Consider the following 18,540-nt stretch of genomic DNA (forward strand, 5'->3'; position numbering starts at 1 on the left):
CTTATCCGCAATTTGAAGTCTGGTGCATAACTATGTTTTCAAGTTAAAAGTGAAAGTTGTTGGTGATACCTGTTTCTGATAGTCCTTAAATGAGTTTTAATTTTTTCTGATTTGTAGTCTGGAAAGGTCCAGGGCAAATCCTGCCAGTCACCTTTGGTAAAAATCAGGGTAAGATCAGCCCAGATTCCCTGGCCAAGATAAATCCGGTGGGTGAAGTTTTTTCCCGTGGCCAGAACCAGCCTTTCCATGCTCAAGATCCCCGGGTCTAGGTTGAATATTCTTTTGCCCTTCAGGGTATGTTCCTGTTCCAGGGTGTTGGTGAAAAGCTTGGTCCAAACCAGGGAATCCAGTTGGCAGAGCCTGTCAAAGCTCAGGATCCTTCTTGAGATGGGAAGACCCAGTTCATCATCATAGTAGGATGTTTCAGTAAAGCAAAAGGGGTCTGTGAGGTAATCTGCAGGACCTAGATGTTCTTCGAGTTTCTTCTGAAGAGCTGGCCAGAAAAGTTCCCATTTGGAGCTTAATATCGAGAGAAAGGGTTTACCTGGCTTGGGAATGGTCGGAATGCTCATGGCTTCTGGTTGGTTACTCTAGATTTGTTTGACCAGCAAGAAATCATCTCTGATCTCCAGGGGCAGAGCTTTGATCCTTTGCCTGGGACTTAGTCCGGGGGCAAGATTGTTGACTCTGCACTCCATATAATACTCTGACATACCTTTGAAATTGTCTTCCATGACAATGTCCAGGGATTTTTGTTCAAGCAGCCTGTTCATGAAAGCTTTTCTTTTAGCCCTGATAATCTGATTTAGATCCCAGGCTCTGTTTTTTTTGGTTTCTTGATTGATCTGGTTTGAAAATCTGGCCGCAGGTGTAGCTGGCCTGGGTGAAAAAGGAAAGATATGGGCATAGCTCAGAGGCAGCCTGGAGATAAGACGTCTGGTCAGGTCATGATCGGCTGGGCTTTCATCCGGGAATCCTACCAGAATATCTGCCCCCATGGAGAAAAGATGCCAGACCCTGGAAAGATTATCAGAAAATTCCAGGATAGTTTCCGGCGAGTAGTGGGACCGGTTCATTTTTTCAAGGATAATAGGGCTGCCGCTTTGTACAGAGATATGCAGATGAGGGCAGATCATGCGGGAACTTTCCAGCACCTCCAAAGCCTTTTGGTTAAGCTGGGACGGGTCAAGAGAACTGATTCTGAACCTGGCTTTATGGCCCCAGTCAGGCTGCAGATTTTCCTCCAGATATGATATGAGATCCCAGAAGTCAGGTTTATGGGGAAGATCTTGACCATAAAGGCGCAGGTTAATGCCGCAAAGACTGATTTCTGTAATGCCCTTAATTAGAAGCCGGCTGATCTCATTCAGAATGATCTGAAAAGGCCTGCTGACCGAGTTGCCCCTGGTTTCAGGCACTATGCAGAAGCTGCAGTTGTGGGTGCATCCGTCCTGAACCTTAACAACAGCCCTGGCCCTGTAGTAGTCTGAGATAAGGTAGTCATCTGCCTGGTCATTTTGAAATCCAAGCTGCTCCAGACCCTGAAGAAGCCTTCTTTTGTTTTTTTGAGGCACAACCAGGTGTACTTCATCGAGCATGGTTAATTCCTGCTCAAACACCTGGGCTGCACAGCCGGTGATTATCAGCCTTGCTTCAGGACAATCCCGGCCAACCTGTCTGCATGTTTTTTTAAGGTCACGAACAGCCCTTGCGGTTACTGCACAGCTGTTGACAATAACCGTTGATGCCAGGGCAGGGTTTTTTTCCTGAATGTAACCCAGTTTTTGAAGGGATTCGGAAATGGCCTGGGACTCATACTGGTTGACCTTGCAGCCCATGGTTATGATATTAAAGCGCATATCCTTCAGATGGTTGGAATTAAAATTTTTTATGGTATGGTTAAGGATTGCCAATTGTTTATTTTCTACTTGCAGTTAAATTTTACTGATCAGGGCTGGATATTATTCCAGCAGCCAGGACTCTGCCCTGACCAGAGTACACTGCAGCTATCTGGCCGGGGGCTGGTATCTCGGCTGAATTCTTGTAGACTATGTCCAGTCTTTGGCCGGACATGGTAACTTGAGCCTCCACAGGCTGCTGGCGATATCTTGTCTGGACATAGGTTTGATCTGGCCACTCATCAGCCGGGCAAAGCAGGTTTAACTTACCGGCAGAACAACGGTCAGTTTTCAGCTCATGGGATGAACCCACTATCAGGGTGTTGGTTTTCACGTCTTTTTGGATGACATATAATGGATGATCATAAGCAATTCCAAGCCCTCTTCTCTGCCCCTGGGTATACCTCCACAGTCCCTGATGCCAGCCAAGAATAACCCCCTGAGTGTCTTTTATTGGTCCTGAAGAGCCGCCTTCATGGCGGGCAATTCTTGAAGAGATAAAGGTCCTGTAGTCATCATCTATAAAGCAGATTTCATTACTTTCAGCTTTGACCGGAGTAGTAACCCTGTTCTTTTTCAGGATTTCATAGGCATTGCTTTTGGTTGTGCCATGCAGGGGAAAAATTACCCGGGCAAAGACATGGTTTGGCACTAAAGACAAAAAATAGCTTTGATCCTTGGTATGGTCCAAGCCTCTCCAAAGAGAGGGACCTTTGGGTCCTGGTCTTACCCCGGCATAGTGACCAGTGGCCAGGGTATCAGCTCCAAGCAGGGTCACCTGTTCCAGAATGAGGCCGAACTTGATCTGCCTGTTGCACCGGGCACAAGGATTAGGAGTAAGCCCATTAAGGTAGTCTAGAACAAAAGGTCTGACCACCAGTCGGTCAAAGTCCTGGACCAGGTCCAGAATGTGCAGGTTTAGCTTAAAAGCTGAACATATCCGGGCAAGGTCTTCTTCAATTTTTTTTCCAGTCTCACTTGGAGGAAAGAACCTGGCATGAAACGGTATGAGTTCATACCCTTTTTGCATCAGCAGCATAAGGGATGCCAGGCTGTCTGTCCCCCCGCTCAGGGCTACAGCTGTTTTCATGGGTAATTGTTTCTCAGGCCAAACCAGCAGGCCGTCCCAGTTCCGGAAGGATTTTTTCCAGGATGTTTCCTGTCTGCAGGATGAGTCCTTCTTCAAAAGCCGGACCAATAATCTGGATGCCGACAGGCATGTTGCTAGGTCTGCCCAGTCCAGCCGGAATGGTCAAGCCGGGAAGTCCTGCCAGGTTCTGGGAAGTGGTGAAGATATCCGTCAGGTACATTTGTAAAGGATCATCAATATTTTCACCTATTTTAAAGGCAGTTGTGGGAACAACAGGTGAAAAGATGACCTCACATTTATCAAAAGCCTTCTGGTAATCCTGGAGAATGAGCCGTCGGATCTGGGCAGCTTTTTTGTAGTAGGCGTCGTAATATCCGGCAGACAGGACATAGGTCCCGATCATTATTCTTCTTTGTACTTCTTCTCCAAGGGCTTTGGACCTGGTTTGGCAGTACATTTCCAAAAGATCCCTGCCTGCCTCCCTGACTCCATATTTTACCCCGTCATATCTGGCTAAATTGGATGATGCTTCAGCCATGGCAATGATATAGTAGGCTGCAATGCCGTAATCGGAGTGGGGCAGATCTATGTCCACGATGGTGGCTCCGGCAGAGCGGGCAGCCTGAACTGCCTCCTGACATACTTCCAGGACTTCTGGTGCAAGGCCTTCTTCCCAGTGCTCCCTGGGCAGCCCCACACGCACATTTTTCAGATCACTTCGCCTTGCAAGTTCAGCTGAGAAATCAGGGACAGGCAAAGAAGCAGAAGTTGAATCCCTGGGATCATAACCTGAGATGACCTGGGTCATGAGGGCAGCATCGGCAACGCTTCTGGTCATGGGGCCAGCCTGGTCAAGGGATGATCCGTAGGCCACAAGACCGAACCGTGAAACCCTGCCGTAGGTGGGTTTAAGTCCGGTGATCCCGCAAAATGAAGCCGGCTGGCGTATTGACCCTCCAGTGTCGGTTCCAATGGAGGCAAAACATTGTCTGGCAGCTACTCCAGCAGCTGATCCCCCGCTGGAACCGCCTGGAACCCGTTCCAGGTTCCATGGATTTCTGGTGGTTTTAAAGGCGGAGTTTTCTGTGGACGATCCCATGGCGAATTCATCCATGTTGTTTTTGCCTATTATGATTGCTCCAGCATCACGCAGCTTTTCCACTAGGGTTGCTTCATAGCATGGCCGGTAGTTCTCAAGTATTTTTGAGCCGCAGGTCGTAGGAAAATCTTTGGTGCAGATAACGTCCTTTATGGTTATGGGGACCCCCCATAGCGGCTTTTGGGGATCAGGTCCCAGATCATCCATCCTGCCGGCTTCTTCCAGTGATTTTTCTTCATTAAAGCTCAGCATGGCGTTAATTTCAGGTTCGGTAACTTTTATCCTTTCCAGACAGGCCTGGACTACTTCCAGGCATGTCAGCTCGCCTTTATGAAGAAGATTGCGGAGTTCAACAAGTTTTTTTTCAAGCATGTTTTCCATCTTGGTTCTGATAATTATAAAATCTTGGGTACAATAAAGAACTTTTCGTCCTTGGCAGGGGCATTGGCCAGAAGGTCCTCCCGCTGGTACTCCTTTTGAACAGAGTCCTCCCTGAGGACAGAGGTGTTTTCAGAGGGAGAGTAAAGTGGATCAACCCCACTGGTGTCCAGAGTGTTCATTTTATCCATGTAAGCAATGATCTCGCTGAACTGGTGAGCGAATTTCTCAAGACTCTGCTCATCAAGATCCAGTCTTGCCAGGGCGGCGATCTTGGCCACCTGTTTCTGTGTGATTTCCATCTTGCATCTGCTCCGGATGAGTTGGTTTGTTATTGCTGCAGGGAGTGTTCAGGATTGACTTTTTCTTTTTGCCCTCCATCCCTGAGCATCTCCAGCCACTGGGCCTTTCTGGCTTTCCTAAGCTCAATCAGAGAGTAAAAATAGTCAAGGTCGGCCTGTTCCAGTCCCCTTCTGGTCATCTGAAACAGATAAAGGTCCTGACGGGCCTTGCCCTGACCGTCCCATGAGATGGGGGCCATGCTCCAGTCGTTGAAATTGATCTGGCTTAATTTCTGATTGACCTGCCTGTGCCTGGATGGAGAAGGGAGGGTGCCAAGCTGGGAAGCAAATCTGACAAAGTCATATCCCAGGGCGACCCAGAAATCAGGTTCACCTTGCAAAGTGTCAGCCAGGCCCTGTTTTAAATTGTCCACCCTTGATGAGGGATTATCATCCCACCAGGCTCCTGGAGTCATGGACAGGGAAAAATACTGCTGCTCAAAGTCCTGGGGAGAAAAAGCCTGGGACCAGAGCATCGGGCCCATGAACAGCAGCTGGTTCTGATCAAAATAAAAGAATTGGGGGACCATGCCCTTAACCCTGGACAGGCTGTCCGGAATGAATACAGCCTGAAAGTCAGGGGGAGGATTCTTGGTAGGATCATCTTTGTCCTTGACCTTGAGAAACGAGGCTACAATATCGTTCCATCTGGCTGGCTGATCTGGCGGGTAACTTTGAAGTCCGCTTATCCGGGCTCCTATCCTGGCCGCCTCTTCCCAGAACACCTGGGCGTAGGCCCGGCCAAAATCATCTTCTGGGTAGAATACACCAAAGTCGGTAAAACCAAGATAGCTTACTGTCTGCTCCAGCATGGACCGGACCTGGTCAGCCGGGCTGGAAAAAAACCTCCACCCAGCAGACCCTTCCTCGTCAATGGAGGGCAGAAAAGAGAAGAAGACCTTTTTTTTGTTCAGCCCGGAATCAACTATTTTTTCCCAGTCAGACCTTGATACAGGTCCTCCCACAACGGAAACGGTATCCAGTTTTTTTAATTCGTTAATCCATCCATCCTGATCAGTGTTCAAGGTCTTGACATTGACTCTAACCCCGTCCAGAAGCAGTTCCCAGTGGGCTGCTCCTGCTCCGCGCATGATTTTCCAGCCTGCAGATGAAAATTGTCCGCTTAAAGGCAGAAGCAGGACTATTTCAGGTATGGGCATGCCGAATTCATCCAGCCATTTCTCCACCTGAGTGACAAAAGGGTCAGGGTCAATAAAGCCGCCATTTCGGCTCAGGGTACTCAGTTTAGGCCACAAAGAGTCCCATAGAGAAGAATCTTTTTTCAACTGCCCGGAATAAAGAGTCCAGAAAAATATGTTTTGAGGAAACTGGTTCTGCCTTTCATGATCCACAAAGGGCAGGGCCTTTTCCAGGCTTTGCAGGGGCAGGTCTGACAGGTAGTCCTGAAGCTTATTTTCCAGTCTGATTTTTTGGGGTCGCGTGTCAGCGTCAGTAAATATCCTTTCCATAACTGACATGGACTCAGGGAATCTTTCCTGCTCAAAATGGTAAAAGGCCAAGGATAAAGCGGCATTTGCCCTGATTTCAAATGGGCGGTCCTGATCTCGGCTTAATTTTTCCAGGTATTGATGGAACTCATTTTCGCCTACAGCTTTTTTTAAGGAGATCGAATAATATTCATGCCACTGCCAGGACTGAGCAGCTCTGGGATCAAGAAGCTCCCATTTTTCAAGAGCCTGGTGTGCGGTTTCAAAATCTTTGTTGTAGAAGGCACTGATACCCAGACGCTGCCAGATTAAAGTTTGCTGATCCTGGGTCAATCCGGGTTTTTGAGAGAGGGTCTGGTACAGGTTCTGGCTTTGACGATAATTTTTGCGGTCCCAGAACATGCCTGCCTCTTTCAGGATTTGGGCTTCAGGGCTCACTGGCTCTGGGATAACTCTTTTTTCGGCACAGGCCAGCACCATGAAAAAACAGAGTAAAATGGAACATATTCTGATTAAATGCATTATGCTGGAATTCTCCGGAACTAATTGGATTGAAAGGTTTTCCAAAGAAAGACTGGAAAAACAAAAGGCCCGGCTCAGATTTTGAGCCGGGCCAGAATAGAAACGGTATCAATGGACTGTCAAGACATTATTTGACTTCAGTGTAATCGGCATCCACCACATCGTCGTCACCGGACTGTTTTGGTCCGGATTCAGGGCCGGGTTGATCTCCAGCCTGGTCCTGGGCTCCGGGCTGACCTTCCTGAGTTTTCTGGGAGTAGAGCTTTTCAGCCAGCTTGTGCGAGGCTTGAGACAGCTCATCAGTGGCCTTGCGGATGGCCTCTTCATCGTCTCCATCCATGACCTTTTTCAGGGCCTCAATCTTGGATTCTATGTCGGCCTTGAGTTCAGCATCAACGTTGTCGCCCAGGTCACGAAGGGATTTTTCAGTAGTGTAAATCAGGGTATCGGCATGGTTTCTGGCTTCAATTAATTTCTGCTTCTTTTTGTCTTCTTCAGCATGGGATTCAGCTTCCTTGACCAGCTTGTTGATTTCTTCCTCAGAAAGTCCGCTGGATGCAGTAATTCTGATGGACTGTTCTTTGCCGGTTCCGGTATCCTTGGCTGAAACATTGACCAGGCCATTGGCATCAATGTCAAAGGTGACCTCAATCTGGGGAACCCCCCTTGGAGCCGGAGGAATTCCGGCCAGTTCAAAGCGCCCCAGGGTCATATTGTCCCCGGCCATGGGTCTTTCGCCCTGCTGCACATGAATGGACACAGAAGGCTGATTATCAGCAGCAGTTGTGAATATCTGGCTTTTGCGGGTGGGTATGGTGGTGTTTCTGTCGATGAGCTTGGTAAATACACCACCCATGGTTTCAATGCCCAGTGACAGAGGCGTGACATCCAGCAAAAGAACATCTTTGACGTCTCCGGTGAAGATTCCGCCCTGAATTGCTGCTCCCATGGCCACGACTTCATCAGGGTTGACGCTTTTGTTAGGCTCCTTGCCAAAAAAGTCAGCCACTTTCTTTTGAACCAGGGGCATCCTGGTCATGCCGCCTACCAAAAGTACCTGGTCGACCTCGGAAGCCTTGAGTCCGGCATCGGAAAGGGCTTTTTTGCAGGGTTCGATAGTTCTTTCCACAAGGTCTTCCACCAGTTTTTCCAGCTTGCCTCTGGAAAGCTTGATGTTCATGTGCTTGGGACCATTCTGGTCAGCAGTGATGAAGGGCAGGTTGATGTCGGTTTCCATGGTGGTGGACAATTCTTTTTTAGCCTTTTCAGCTGCTTCCTTGAGGCGCTGCAGGGCCATCTTGTCCTGGGACAGATCTATTCCGTTTTCTTTTTTGAATTCGCTGACCAGGTAGTCGATCACCCGGTGATCAAAGTCTTCACCGCCAAGGAAGGTATCACCGTTGGTGGACCTGACTTCTACCAGGTTGTCGCCGACTTCCAGGATAGATATGTCAAAGGTTCCGCCGCCAAGATCAAAGACAGCTATTTTCTCGTTGGCCTTTTTGTCAGCTCCGTAAGCCAGGGAAGCGGCTGTGGGCTCGTTGATGATCCGTTTGACTTCAAGACCGGCAATCTTGCCTGCGTCTTTGGTGGCCTGACGCTGGCTGTCATTGAAATAGGCCGGAACAGTGATTACGGCTTCAGTGACTTTTTCACCCAGGTATGCTTCAGCGTCACTTTTCAGTTTCTGTAAAAGCATTGCTGATATTTCCGGAGGACTGTACTTTTTGTCTCCCACCTGGATATGTGCATCACCTGCGGTTCCTTCGACTATTTTGTACGGGCAGCTTTTAACCCAGTTTGACAGGACTGATTCATTGAATTTACGTCCCATGAGCCTTTTAAAGGCAAAAATGGTTTTTTCCGAGTTGGTCACAGCCTGCCTTTTGGCAATCTCGCCAACCAGGCGTTCCTTGTCGGTAAAAGCAACTATGGAAGGTGTGGTTCTTCCGCCTTCAGGGTTGGAAATGCACTTGGCTTCCTTGCCCTCCATTACATAGACACAGCTGTTAGTAGTTCCCAGGTCGATTCCGATTATTTTTCCCATATTTGAAAGCCTCCTTAGAATTTATCAAAGTAACTGATAGGTTTCATAATTATCAAAAAAAAGATGTAAAGACTGTAACGGCACTTTTATTGAGGACATTTTTTACTGACCATGACCTTGGCTGGTCTGATTAGGCGATCATTCAGGACGTACCCTTTCTGCATTACCTGGCAGATCAGGCCGTTTTCCATGTCGCTGCGTTCTTCCTGAGCCAGAGCTTCGTGCAGGCCGGGGTTGAATTCCTCACCGATTTGACCCACCTGGACCAGGTTGTTCTTTTCCAGGATCTGTCTGAACATGGACATGGTCATCTCAACGCCCTGAACCAGATCTTTACAGGCGGGGTTTTTCTGCCCGTGCTCAAGAGCCAGCTCCAGATTGTCCAGTACAGGAAGGATTTCCTCAACAAATGATGATACTGCAAACTTGCAGAACTCCTCTTTTTCTCTGGTCAGGCGCTTTTTATAATTTTCTGAATCAGCCAGAGCTCTGAGGGTTTTGTCTTTTTGTTCAGCCAGAAGTTCGCATTGAGGACAAATATGCTCTTCGCACAGGGTTTGGAGATCATCTAATGAAATTTCTGATTCAGTCTTTTCATCATCTGAGTCTCTGCCATTATCCTTACTTTCAAGTTCTTCCTTTTCCAGTTTGTCCCTATCCTGGGCCATGTATTTCAACCTCCCTGACACAATATTTTTTGAGCAAGCATTAGCCGGGCAGATTCTGTCCAGCTTTGTTTTCATATATTTCCCGGAGCAATTGACTAAGAATTTTGGCTGTCAAGTCAACTGCTGGAATTATTTTCGAGTAGTTCATCCTTGTTGGACCAATAATGCTGACTGCTCCAATATTGGACCCACCAAGGCTGTATGGTGAAGAAATTACGGTGAAATCACTCAGTTCGTCCCATTTTTCCTCCTGACCGAGGATTACGCTAATGTTTTTGCTTTCGATGGTCTTATCAAGTAGCTTAAGAAGCTTTGATTTTTCCTCCAGCATTCTGAAGAGTTCGCGCATTTTGTTTATGTCTGCAGAATCACTACCCTGAAACACGTAGTGGGTCCCTTCCATGTACACCTGTCTTCCTGAGTCATCAAAGGATTCATGAGCCAGCTTTAAGGCTTTCTCATAAAGTCCTTCGAACTGGATTCTGGCGTTTTTCATCTGGGCAAGCACACTTGAGCGTACATAGTGCAGGGTTTTGCCCTGGTAATGTTCATTAAGATAGTTGCCGAACTTAACAAGATCATCTGCAGATATTTCCTTGTCCACGCTGATGACCTTGTTCCGGATTAGTCCACCCTCCATGACCAGAATGGACATGATCAGTCCCGGTCTGAGCAGAACAAAGTCAATCCGCTGCCAGCGGATGGCCTGATGATCCGGAGTTATTACCAAGCTTATCTGGTTGGAAAGAGAAGACAGGATCTTACAGGTCTGGCTCAAGGTCTGGGACAAATCCGGTCCAACACTGGTCAGGCTGGACTTGATTTTTTCCCTGACCTCAGGAGAAACAGGCTCTACTTCCAGGTTGGAATCCAGGTAATATCTGAGTCCGTGTGCAGTGGGGATTCTTCCAGCAGAGGTGTGGGGCTGCTCGATATACCCGGCATCGGTCAAGTCAGCCATAATGTTTCTGATGGAAGCCGGACTCAGGCTTAAGCTGGAATCCTTGGCCACAGTTCTTGAGCCCACAGGCTGTCCAGTTAAAATATAGTTCTTGACGATGGTCAGGAGTATATCTGTTTGTCTTTGATCAAGGGCCATTTAATTACCTCGTTGGCACTCTGGTTGATAGAGTGCCAATCAGGTAACAACGGTTGCCTGCCATGTCAAGATAAGCCAAGGGATTAAAGGATGTTTTGGCCTGGTGAAACTGGAATTGTGGGACTACTGGTAGTGATAGATGTAGTCTCTCAGGGACTGAATCCAGGGTCTTGGAGATTTTCCTGTGACCATGTTGTACTTGGAACAGTCCAGGACAGAGTAGGGTGGCCGGTTGGCCTTTTGGGGATATTCGCTTGATTGAATGGGGTTGATCCGGCAATACAGCCCTGCACATTTTATGGCTTCGGATGCAAGCTCACACCATGAAGCACGGCCCTTGTTGGCCAGATGGTACAGCCCGCTGGTCTGTTTATTGACCAGATTCAAGGTGTACCGCGCCAGATCCAGGGTGTAGGTTGGTGAACCAACCTGGTCGTGGACAACATTCAGGGAGTCTTTTTTCCTGGCCAGGCTGATTATTTTGTCCACAAAATTGGTTTTGAACGGACCAAAAAGCCAGGCAGTTCTGATGACCAGTAGTTTGTCCCAGGGCTTGGACAGAAGAACTTTTTCTCCCTCGTATTTGGATTTTCCATAAACTGATTGTGGATTTGGAGAATCCTCGGTTGTGTAGGGAGTGTTCTTTTTCCCGTCAAAAACAAAGTCAGAGCTGAAATGAACCAGGCCGATGTTACTGCTTTTACATACTTTACCCAGGACTGCAGGCAGCTTCCTGTTAAGGTCGTAGGCAGATTCATCCTCTTCCTCTGCCTGATCCACCATAGTGTAGGCGATGGCATTGAATACGATCCGGACCCGATTTTTTTCTATATATTCAGTCAGGCTTGATGAGTTGAAGACATCCAGTTCATTGCGGTCCGGACACATGGTTTGCCACTCATGCTTCTGCAAAACCTGGTCAAGGGCCTGGCCCAACAGACCGGACTTACCTCCAAGGATCAAGGCTTTCATATCACTCATGAACGCTCCTTGTACCATTTTTCCATGAATTCAATATATTCTCCGGACTTTATTCCGTCCACCCATTCCTCATTTTTCAGATACCAGTTAATGGTCAGTTCAAGGCCTTCAGAGAACCGGACCTGAGGCTCAAAACCCAGTTCATCTTTAGCCAGGCTGTAATCCATGGCATATCTCTGGTCGTGGCCTGGCCGGTCTTTAACAAATTTAATGAGTTTATAGGACTTGCCCATGATATCCAGGATTTTTTTGATTACATCCAGGTTTTCATATTCAGCATCGCCTCCGAAATTATAGATGGCTCCAGGTCTGCCCTTGCGCAGACAAAGGTCTATGCCTCTGCAGTGGTCTGAGACATAGATCCAGTCCCTGACGTTGGATCCGGTTCCATAAACCGGGACAGGACGGTCTTCTTTGGCCCTTAGAAAAGAGAGGGGAACAAGTTTTTCCGGGAACTGGAAGGGACCGTAATTATTGGAGCATCTGGTAACAATAACCGGGAAGCCGTATGTCTTGAAGAATGACCGGCACAAAAGGTCGGCTGAAGCCTTGGAGGCTGCGTAGGGGCTGTTGGGAGCCAGAGGGGACTCTTCTGTGAAAAGGCCTTCTGGCCCAAGGCTACCGTAGACTTCATCAGTTGATACTTGGATGAACCTTTTGATTCCAGCCTTGGATGAAGCGGTCAAAAGGCTGTAGGTCCCCTGGATGTTGGACTCAATGAACTGGTCAGGCGCACTGATGGATCGGTCAACATGGGATTCAGCCGCAAAGTTTACAACAGCATCTATTTCATATTCCTTTAAAATGTTCATCACCTGAGGGGTGTCGCAGATATCGCCCTTTTCAAAAAAATAGCGTTGACCATTGTATCTTCCTTCAACCGAAATCAGATTCTTAAGATTTCCAGCATAGGTGAGCTTGTCCAGATTGATGATGGTATGGTCATGCTCATGGAGCATGTAGTAAATAAAGTTAGTACCGATGAATCCGCATCCACCTGTGACCAGGATGTTCATATGGATCTCCCGTTCTGAATACCCCGACTTTTAACCGGGATGGTTGACTGGCCATGCCAGATCAGCTGTTTTGGATACAGGCATTTCTTTTGACCGGCATTGAGAATAGTTCTGGTTTTGTAGTTGAAAAATCTTCAGGATTCAAGTTGTGGGTGCTGGAGGTAAAAAAAGAGTTGCCCTGGAAGCTGGATTGGGCTTAATATTTATTTGTGGGCGGTTAACTCAGCGGTTAGAGTGCCATCTTCACACGGTGGAAGTCCGGAGTTCAAATCTCCGACCGCCCACCACCATTGTCTTTAATTGCAGTCTAACGTCAAATCAGGAAAGCTTTCCCATCTGCCTGTACCCTTCGTAAAGGACTATGGCCACTGCATTGGCCAGATTCAAACTCCTGACCTGTCCCCAAATAGGAATCCTGATCAGTGTGTTTCCCTGATCAATGATGCTGTCGGGGAGTCCCCAGGTTTCCGGGCCGAAAACCAGGTGGTCATTGGGCTTATAGCAGTGCTTGGGATAAGATATCCCTTTTCTGGCACTGGTCATGATCAGCCTGGAATTTTCAGGCAACTTATGGATGAAATCGTCCCAGTTATCCCAGGTCCTGACCTGGACATGAGACCAGTAGTCAAGACCGGCCCTTTTGAGGTGCTTATCATCAAGACTGAATCCCAGTGGTCCAACAAGGTTCAGTACGGTGTCTGTAGCAGCACATAATCTGGCTACGGATCCGGTGTTGGGCGGGATTCTGGGCTGGTAAAGGACAATCTGCATTGCAAAGCTGGGCTGGCTGAGGGATCTGCCAGAATTAGATTTCAAAAAGCATTTCCAGATCGTCTCTGGTCAAACCCTTCCAGGCGTTTTGTCCGGGTATAACCGACTCAGCTACACCCCGTTTCATGTCCTGAAGCTTGAGGATTTTTTCTTCAACAGTATTCTCACAAATCATCTTATAGGCAAAGACCTGCCTGGTCTGGCCAATGCGGTGGGTCCGGTCAGTGGCCTGGTTCTCAACTGCCGGGTTCCACCACGGATCATAGTGGATGACATAATCAGCTGAAGTCAGGTTCAGTCCTGTACCACCAGCTTTGAGGGAAATAAGAAAAATCGGAATGTCCGGATTATTATTGAAGTTGTCCACTTCTTCCAGCCGGTTCTTGCTCGAGCCGTCAAGATAGGAAAAAGGCATCTTGTTCATGCTTAGCCAGGACCTGATAATGTGCAGCATCTGGACGAACTGGGAGAAGACCAGGACCTTATGGCCGTCTTCCACAATGTTGGTCACCAGGTCTTTGAAGGCTTCGAACTTTCCTGAAGGCAGGTTGGTGCTCACACCAGGCATATCCATCTTCAGCAGTCTGGGGTGACAGCAGATCTGGCGGAGTTTTAACAGGGCGTCCAGGATGGACATCTGGCTGGCTGCAATACCTTTTTCATCGATTCTTTGCAGGACCTGTTCTTTGAGTTTCTTGGCCAGGGCGGTGTATAGATCCATTTGTTCATCCATGAGGGCGCTGTAGTATACGCTCTCAACCTTTGGCGGCAGATCCTTGGCTACTTCGGACTTGGTCCTGCGAAGGATGAAGGGCTTGACCCTGGAACGAAGATAGCCCAGGCTTTCTTCATCACCGTCTTTGATAGGTTTGACAAAACCCTTCTGAAAAGCATGCTGTGAGCCAAGAAAGCCGGGCATGAGAAACTCGAACAGAGACCAGAGCTCAAGCAGATTGTTTTCTATTGGTGTTCCCGAGAGGCAGAGTCTGAAGTCTGACTTGAGCCTGCGGACCGACCTGGCAGTGATTGTATTGGGGTTTTTGATGTTCTGGGCCTCGTCAAGGATAATGCCACTGTATTCGTACTCCATAAGTTCATCCAGGTCTCTTCTGAGCAGGGCATAAGTTGTGAGAACCAGGTCGGAATCCTTGATTTTTTTGAACATTCCAGAACGCCTGGCTCCATAGATGACCAGCCGGATCAGAGACGGGACAAACTTCTGGGCTTCTCTTTCCCAGTTGGGCAGCACTGAGGTAGGCACAACAATCAGGGTTGGACCCTTGGCCCCTTTTTCCCGCATGTGTTGAATAAATGAGAGGGTCTGGACTGTCTTTCCAAGCCCCATTTCATCAGCCAGGATACCACCGAATTTGTATTCTTTGAGAAAGTTGAGATAGCTGAGTCCCTGAAGCTGATATGGCCTGAGCTGGGCATTGAGACCCTGGGGAGGGTTAATTTGCCGTATTTGCTTGAACGAATGGATTTTTTCTCTGAGCTCGGTCCAGAAGGAGTCAGCCTGAACCTGCCCGATGTCGTCAAGAATATTGTCCAAAACTGGAACTTCATGATTCTGGAATTTCTTTTTGGGAGGCTTTTCCGGATCAAAGCCCATTGCGTGGAGTTTGTGTCCAAGTTTTTTTAACCAAGACTCTGGAAGGCTTGTGTATGACCCGTCTTTAAGCTGGACGTACCTTTTCCCCTGGGTCCAGGCCTTCCATATCTTGTCAATTGGGACCCGGATGTCATCGTACTCCACGGCAATATCCAGGTTGAACCATTTGTCGTCTTCACTGGTTTCAACCTTGGCCACAACATTGGGCGGACTTAGTCTGACCCTGTACCGGGTCAGGTTTTTTTCGCCATAAACCCGGTATTTTTCGATCAGCTTGGGATATGAGTCCAACAGGAAGTTGATGGCTTCTTCAGGCTCCAGAAACCACATGGAGTTGCTTCTGGCCTGAAATCCCATTTCCATCAGGCTGGAAAGGAGTTCTTCCTCCTTTTTTTGTTCCCTTCTGACAAGAAATGATTTCCCTTCAAACTGATAGCTCCCGGTCTGCAGATCCTGGTCAGGTCCGGACAGCGTGATTTCACCATGCTCGGTTTCATAGGTGTTCTGGACCTGAAGGGTCAGAAGGCTTCCTTCCTCATCCAAATAGAGCTTGGGATTGAAACTGGCCGGGACAAAGATTGGCGACATCCTTTCCAGAAATTCTTCCTGGCCAAAAAGATCAGAGGCATGCAGTCCGGTCCAGACCCGGTCAAGGAATTCAGAGATTTCACTATGAGGAATGATGGGTGATTCTGAAACCAATTCCTGGACAAGGTTTGGATGAAGGCCGGTCTGAACCGGGTAAAAGCTGTTTTTCCAGCATACCCACAAAGGAAGCTGTCCGTAAAAAAAGACCTTTTCACCGGAAATGGAAAAGGGCAGCTTGCCTTCCCTGCCCAGCATGATATCGAAATTCAGGCCGTCCTCAGAAAGCCTGGGGCTTAGCTGGAGCCTCATGGGGGTAGTTTCTATCCTGACTGGCTGTTCAGTATTTTCCCAGAACAGGTAGTATTCATTTTTAATAGACCAGAAAAACCAGGTCATGAGTCCAAAGGGGATTTCAACCCGCTGACCGTAGTAGTCAAGTGAATGGCCTATCTGGCCGAGGATATCCGGGAGCTGGGGTGAGGTTTCACACCAATTGGGATTTCTGATGATCTGTTCCAGGGTGACCGGATTATGTACTGTTGAAAGACCTGTCTTATTCTGTCTGGCCCGGAAAAACTCAATTTGAAGCCTTCCAGGTTCCGGGAAAAACCTGTAGACCAGATAATGCTGGCCAGGTTCAGGTTCCAGTTCAGTAGAAAAGTAGATTCGGAAATTATGCCGCCAGTCAGTCCTGGTCTTGGGCAGTTCTTTCTTGTCATCTTCACTTAACGAAGCCAGGAATTTGAGGGCGGTGGCTCCGACATGTTTGCAGACCCCTGAAAAGGAATCAGGGCAGTTGCAGTAAAAATTAATGGTCTCATTGTCCAGGTTGAGACCCAGTTCAGAATTATAGACCTGGAAATCATCTCCCTGGATCCTGCCCTCCAGGTCCCAGTACTGATCTCTTTTCTTGATACTGACCTTATGGCTTCCATTATCGGAAAATAGTCCCTTGGCGCTTTCCAAGATATATTCTGGTATGTTTTCATTGACAAACCGCTGGACTATTTCCTTGACTTTTTTTTGTTCGGTGCTGAGCATTTTATTCGTTGTCTCCTGCCAAAGCCTGCATCAGAGATTATATCAAAAATCACACAGGCAAAATGGGATTGAATCATCTAATCAAAGTTTTAAAGTTTTTCAAGTGAAAAACTGTTATTAAGTCCGAAATAACCATGAATCACCCTTAAGTATTTGGGGTTTTATTCCATTTAAAAAAAATATAATAACAAATTCCATTGGCAAAGCTTTTGAGTAAAGTTCAAAACTATAATTTACCCTGATCTGACAGGCAAAGCAATGACTTTAAAACACCTCATGTTTGGGTTGATATTTTTTCTGATACTCTTTTTTTTCGGCTGTGACAACACCAATCAGGAATTAACGGGCAACCTGCAAAAAGATGGGGAAGATGGCTCCAAAGTCCAGGCTTTTTCTGACAGAACTCCTGACTTTGGAGGGCGGATCATCATGGGGGCCACTGGTGAGCCCAGCAACCTGATTCCTCCTCTGGCTTCGGACAGTGCATCAAGCGATATCAATGCCCATCTTTATGTTGCTCCCCTTAGATATAACAAGGATATTGAGCTGGTAAAGTGGGCTGCAGAAGAACTGGAAATAAGAGATGAAGGAAAAAAAATCTTCATCCGGCTGAAACCCGGTATCAGATGGTTCGACGGGCAGGAACTGACAGCCAAGGATGTTCTTTTTACTTATGAAATGATGATCGATCCAGCCACACCCACGGCTTATGCCCAGGATTATCTGGCCATCAAAGAGCTTCGGGTTCTGGACAGGTATTCTTTTGAAGCGGTTTATGATCAACCCTTTGCCAGGTCTCTGGTAACCTGGGCCCTTCCGATTCTGCCCAGGCACGTGCTTGAGGGAGAGGACTTGCTGGACACCAGATACAGTCGAAATCCGGTTGGTGCTGGCCCTTATCGTCTCCATCGCTGGGATGCCGGCCGGCAGCTTGTCCTCAGGGCGAATCCAGACTATTTTGAGGGCAGACCGCGCATTGACGAGGTTGTCTACAGGATTGTTCCAGACCTGGCCACCATGTTCCTTGAGCTTAAGTCCGGCAACCTGGACATGATGAATCTTACTCCCCAGCAGCATCTTTTTCAGACCGTAGATGATTACTGGCAAAGAAATTTTCAGAAATTCAGCTACCTCACTTCCGGATACACATACCTGGGTTATAACCTCAGGCATCCTTTTTTTTCCAGTACCCGGGTCAGACAGGCCCTGGTTCACGCCATAGACAAGGATGAAATCGTCAGAGGAGTTCTTCTTGGGGAGGGGGTTCCAACTATTGGGCCTTATATGCCCGGGACCTGGGTATATAATGACCAAATCAAAGATTACCCCTATGATCCACAAAAGGCCCTGGACATACTGGCTGAAGAGGGATGGACCATGAATGACAGGGGGGTTTTGGAAAAGGACGGGACAAGGTTTGAGTTCACCATTTTGACCAACCAGGGCAATGACCTGAGGATTCGAACAGCAACCATACTTCAGCACCGTCTGGCTGCCATCGGCATAAAGGTCAGGATCAGGACTGTTGAATGGGCCACATTTATTCGGGAGTTTGTGGATAAAGGACGGTTTGACGCAATCCTGCTTGGCTGGAGTACACCCCAGGACCCGGATATGTATAATGTCTGGCACTCTTCTCAGGCTGTGGAGAATGGGCTTAACTTCATTGGTTTTAAAAATGACCGGGTGGATGAACTTCTGGAAAAGGGCAGAACAAGTTTTGACCTTGAGGTCCGGAAAACGGCCTATGATGAAATCCAGGAAATTTTACATTATGAGCAGCCGTATATGTTTTTGTTTGTTTCCAATGCTCTGCCTGTTGTTCAGGGCAGATTCACGGGGATTGAGCCGGCTCCGGCCGGGATTATGCACAATTTCAGGGACTGGTGGGTTCCTAGAGAGCTGCAGAGGTTTTCACTCCAGCCGGCTATGCTCAAGTAA

At 47.8% G+C, this 18,540-nt stretch carries 14 protein-coding genes and 1 tRNA gene; 2 read left to right on the forward strand and 13 right to left on the reverse strand.

The genetic code is table 11. The features are described from left to right. Nucleotides 1-38 precede the first annotated feature (38 nt). The 11 genes from P771_RS0112790 to rfbB all read right to left on the reverse strand — a co-directional run bounded on the left by P771_RS0112790 (nt 39) and on the right by rfbB (nt 12,587). Nucleotides 39-572, reverse strand: a complete 534-nt coding sequence (locus P771_RS0112790; protein WP_028575447.1) for a DUF4416 family protein — start codon at nt 570-572, stop codon at nt 39-41. A gap of 18 nt (nt 573-590) precedes the next feature. Further along, nucleotides 591-1,859 carry a MiaB/RimO family radical SAM methylthiotransferase gene (locus P771_RS0112795; protein WP_028575448.1) on the reverse strand — a complete coding sequence of 423 codons (1,269 nt, stop codon included), beginning with the start codon at nt 1,857-1,859 and terminating at the stop codon, nt 591-593. An 82-nt stretch (nt 1,860-1,941) separates the two neighbouring features. Beyond that, nucleotides 1,942-2,988, reverse strand: coding sequence for a tRNA 2-thiouridine(34) synthase MnmA (mnmA, locus tag P771_RS0112800; protein WP_028575449.1), 1,047 nt, complete (start codon nt 2,986-2,988; stop codon nt 1,942-1,944). Nucleotides 2,989-3,001: 13 nt separating this feature from the next. After that, nucleotides 3,002-4,468 carry an Asp-tRNA(Asn)/Glu-tRNA(Gln) amidotransferase subunit GatA gene (gene gatA, locus P771_RS0112805; RefSeq protein WP_028575450.1) on the reverse strand — a complete coding sequence of 489 codons (1,467 nt, stop codon included), beginning with the start codon at nt 4,466-4,468 and terminating at the stop codon, nt 3,002-3,004. A 14-nt stretch (nt 4,469-4,482) separates the two neighbouring features. Beyond that, entirely contained in the window at nt 4,483-4,767 is a 285-nt protein-coding gene (gene gatC, locus P771_RS0112810; RefSeq protein ID WP_028575451.1) for an Asp-tRNA(Asn)/Glu-tRNA(Gln) amidotransferase subunit GatC, read from the reverse strand. A gap of 29 nt (nt 4,768-4,796) precedes the next feature. Continuing rightward, a complete protein-coding gene (locus P771_RS18460; protein ID WP_051617334.1) occupies nt 4,797-6,776 on the reverse strand; it encodes a type 1 periplasmic-binding domain-containing protein in 1,980 nt (659 codons plus the stop codon). A 127-nt stretch (nt 6,777-6,903) separates the two neighbouring features. Continuing rightward, nucleotides 6,904-8,823: a molecular chaperone DnaK gene (gene dnaK / locus P771_RS0112825; RefSeq protein WP_028575452.1), complete on the reverse strand. Its 1,920-nt coding sequence runs from the start codon at nt 8,821-8,823 to the stop codon at nt 6,904-6,906. An 86-nt stretch (nt 8,824-8,909) separates the two neighbouring features. Beyond that, a complete protein-coding gene (gene grpE / locus P771_RS17610) occupies nt 8,910-9,491 on the reverse strand; it encodes a nucleotide exchange factor GrpE (RefSeq protein ID WP_035244596.1) in 582 nt (193 codons plus the stop codon). 40 nt (nt 9,492-9,531) lie between these two features. Beyond that, complete coding sequence (gene hrcA, locus P771_RS0112835; RefSeq protein ID WP_028575453.1) at nt 9,532-10,590, reverse strand: heat-inducible transcriptional repressor HrcA; 1,059 nt, start codon at nt 10,588-10,590, stop codon at nt 9,532-9,534. A gap of 123 nt (nt 10,591-10,713) precedes the next feature. Next, complete coding sequence (gene rfbD, locus P771_RS0112840) at nt 10,714-11,571, reverse strand: dTDP-4-dehydrorhamnose reductase (RefSeq protein ID WP_028575454.1); 858 nt, start codon at nt 11,569-11,571, stop codon at nt 10,714-10,716. Then, nucleotides 11,568-12,587 carry a dTDP-glucose 4,6-dehydratase gene (rfbB, locus tag P771_RS0112845; protein WP_028575455.1) on the reverse strand — a complete coding sequence of 340 codons (1,020 nt, stop codon included), beginning with the start codon at nt 12,585-12,587 and terminating at the stop codon, nt 11,568-11,570. Before rfbB ends, rfbD begins: the two co-directional genes overlap by 4 nt. 211 nt (nt 12,588-12,798) lie before the next feature. Here rfbB and P771_RS0112855 point away from each other — a divergent pair. Then, nucleotides 12,799-12,874: transfer RNA gene (locus P771_RS0112855), tRNA-Val, on the forward strand. A 31-nt stretch (nt 12,875-12,905) separates the two neighbouring features. Here P771_RS0112855 and P771_RS0112860 read toward each other — a convergent pair. After that, nucleotides 12,906-13,403 carry a tRNA (cytidine(34)-2'-O)-methyltransferase gene (locus P771_RS0112860; protein ID WP_422614950.1) on the reverse strand — a complete coding sequence of 166 codons (498 nt, stop codon included), beginning with the start codon at nt 13,401-13,403 and terminating at the stop codon, nt 12,906-12,908. Further along, nucleotides 13,393-16,599, reverse strand: coding sequence for a DEAD/DEAH box helicase (locus P771_RS0112865; protein WP_028575457.1), 3,207 nt, complete (start codon nt 16,597-16,599; stop codon nt 13,393-13,395). Before P771_RS0112865 ends, P771_RS0112860 begins: the two co-directional genes overlap by 11 nt. 258 nt (nt 16,600-16,857) lie before the next feature. On the opposite strand from P771_RS0112865, the gene P771_RS0112870 reads away from it, so the two are divergent. Beyond that, complete coding sequence (locus tag P771_RS0112870; RefSeq protein WP_028575458.1) at nt 16,858-18,540, forward strand: peptide-binding protein; 1,683 nt, start codon at nt 16,858-16,860, stop codon at nt 18,538-18,540.

It is taken from the genome of Desulfonatronovibrio hydrogenovorans DSM 9292 (assembly GCF_000686525.1).
Lineage (GTDB): Bacteria > Desulfobacterota > Desulfovibrionia > Desulfovibrionales > Desulfonatronovibrionaceae > Desulfonatronovibrio > Desulfonatronovibrio hydrogenovorans.

Excerpts from the sequence above, each read along its gene's own strand:
- P771_RS0112790 (WP_028575447.1), bottom strand. The coding sequence starts at position 572 with ATGAGCATTCCGACCATTCCCAAGCCAGGTAAACCCTTTCTCTCGATA.
- P771_RS0112795 (WP_028575448.1), bottom strand. The coding sequence starts at position 1,859 with ATGCGCTTTAATATCATAACCATGGGCTGCAAGGTCAACCAGTATGAG.
- mnmA (WP_028575449.1), bottom strand. The coding sequence starts at position 2,988 with ATGAAAACAGCTGTAGCCCTGAGCGGGGGGACAGACAGCCTGGCATCC.
- gatA (WP_028575450.1), bottom strand. The coding sequence starts at position 4,468 with ATGGAAAACATGCTTGAAAAAAAACTTGTTGAACTCCGCAATCTTCTT.
- gatC (WP_028575451.1), bottom strand. The coding sequence starts at position 4,767 with ATGGAAATCACACAGAAACAGGTGGCCAAGATCGCCGCCCTGGCAAGA.
- P771_RS18460 (WP_051617334.1), bottom strand. The coding sequence starts at position 6,776 with ATGCATTTAATCAGAATATGTTCCATTTTACTCTGTTTTTTCATGGTG.
- dnaK (WP_028575452.1), bottom strand. The coding sequence starts at position 8,823 with ATGGGAAAAATAATCGGAATCGACCTGGGAACTACTAACAGCTGTGTC.
- grpE (WP_035244596.1), bottom strand. The coding sequence starts at position 9,491 with ATGGCCCAGGATAGGGACAAACTGGAAAAGGAAGAACTTGAAAGTAAG.
- hrcA (WP_028575453.1), bottom strand. The coding sequence starts at position 10,590 with ATGGCCCTTGATCAAAGACAAACAGATATACTCCTGACCATCGTCAAG.
- rfbD (WP_028575454.1), bottom strand. The coding sequence starts at position 11,571 with ATGAGTGATATGAAAGCCTTGATCCTTGGAGGTAAGTCCGGTCTGTTG.
- rfbB (WP_028575455.1), bottom strand. The coding sequence starts at position 12,587 with ATGAACATCCTGGTCACAGGTGGATGCGGATTCATCGGTACTAACTTT.
- P771_RS0112865 (WP_028575457.1), bottom strand. The coding sequence starts at position 16,599 with ATGCTCAGCACCGAACAAAAAAAAGTCAAGGAAATAGTCCAGCGGTTT.
- P771_RS0112870 (WP_028575458.1), top strand. The coding sequence starts at position 16,858 with ATGACTTTAAAACACCTCATGTTTGGGTTGATATTTTTTCTGATACTC.